At 69.9% G+C, this 1,324-nt stretch carries 2 protein-coding genes; both read right to left on the reverse strand.

What is annotated here, in order from left to right; genetic code table 11:
• Window positions 1–617, reverse strand: a 617-nt coding sequence (locus tag H7841_18520; GenBank protein MEO5338853.1) for an ABC transporter ATP-binding protein, incomplete at its 3' end; no start/stop codon positions are given.
• Window positions 614–1,324 (reverse strand): HlyD family efflux transporter periplasmic adaptor subunit (locus H7841_18525; protein MEO5338854.1); only part of this gene is annotated, 711 nt, incomplete at its 5' end. The genes H7841_18525 and H7841_18520, both read right to left, overlap by 4 nt.

The raw sequence follows: 1,324 nt of genomic DNA on the forward strand, positions 1-1,324 counted from the left end.
AGCATGCCGTCGCAGCGTTCCGCCTCGTCAAGGTAGGCGGTACTCCAGAGCACGCCGATCCCCTGCCCCACCAGTTCCTGGACCATGCGCCAGAGTTCCCGGCGCGACATGGGATCGACACCGACGCTGGGTTCGTCCAGCAACAGCAGCCGGGGCACCTTGATGAGGGCGCAGGCCAGGCCCAGCTTCTGCTTCATCCCACCCGACAGCCGCCCGGCCAGACGGTCCATGAAGGGCCCCAGGCCGGTGAAGCGTTCCAGGCGGGCGAATGCCGCCTTGCGTTCCGCCCCCGTGACGCCCCGGAGGTCGGCGTGCAAAGCCATGTTCTCGCCCACCGTCAGATCCTCGTAGAGGCCGAAACGCTGGGGCATGTAGCCCACCGCCTCGTGCAAGCGGTCGGCCTCCCGGACCGGATCGAGCCCACAGACCGAAAGGTCCCCCCCGTCAGGCAGCAGAAGCCCGGCCAGCAGACGGATCAAGGTGGTCTTGCCGGCCCCGTCCGGCCCCACGAGGCCAGTCACCCGGCCGGCCGGAATGTCGGCCGCCACCCGGTCCAGGGCCAAGGTGGTGCCGAAGCGCCGGCTCAGCCCGTCGATGCGCACCAGAGGCTCGGTCACGGCGTGAGCTTGACGGTAACCGGCATGCCCTGGCGCAGGTCGTCGGCCGGCCCGTCGAGGACAATGCGCAGGCGGTAGACCAGGCCGGTGCGGAGTTCCGGCGTTTCGACGTTCTTGGGGGTGAATTCGGCCGTCGGCGAGATGAAGCCGACTTGACCGCCGTGGGGTTCGCCGCCGCCGTCCCGGCCGACGGCGGCCTTCATGCCCGGCGTGACTAGGCCCAGTCGCGGTTCGTCGACGAAGGCCCGCACCCAGAGCGGCTGAACCAAAGCCAGGACATAGGCCGGCGAATTGGGCAACAGCACGGCGCCCGCCTCGTGGATGCGGGTCTGGACGATGCCGTCCGACGGGGCGCGCAGTTCGGTGTCGGCCAGACGCTTCCGGGCGATGGACAGCGTCGCCTCGTCGGCCCGCACCTGGGCGCGGGCCGCTTCCAGGTCTTCCTTGCGCGGTCCCAGGACGGCGAGGGTATGGGCCTTGCGGGCCTGGATCAGGCGGGCTTCGGCCTGACGCAGGCTGGACCGGGCGTTGTCCAGGGCCTGCTGCGAAGCGTCGCTCTTCTTCGCCAGGGTCTCCACTCGTTCGAAGGTGGAACGGGCGTTGACGGCCGTCGCTTCCGCCTGGGCGACTTCGGCCTGGGCCTGGTCGATTTCTTCCGGCCGGCTGCCGCTTTCCAGCTTGGCGACCTGGGCCTTCTGGGCTTCCAG

It is taken from the genome of Magnetospirillum sp. WYHS-4, assembly GCA_039908345.1.
Taxonomy (GTDB): domain Bacteria; phylum Pseudomonadota; class Alphaproteobacteria; order Rhodospirillales; family GLO-3; genus JAMOBD01.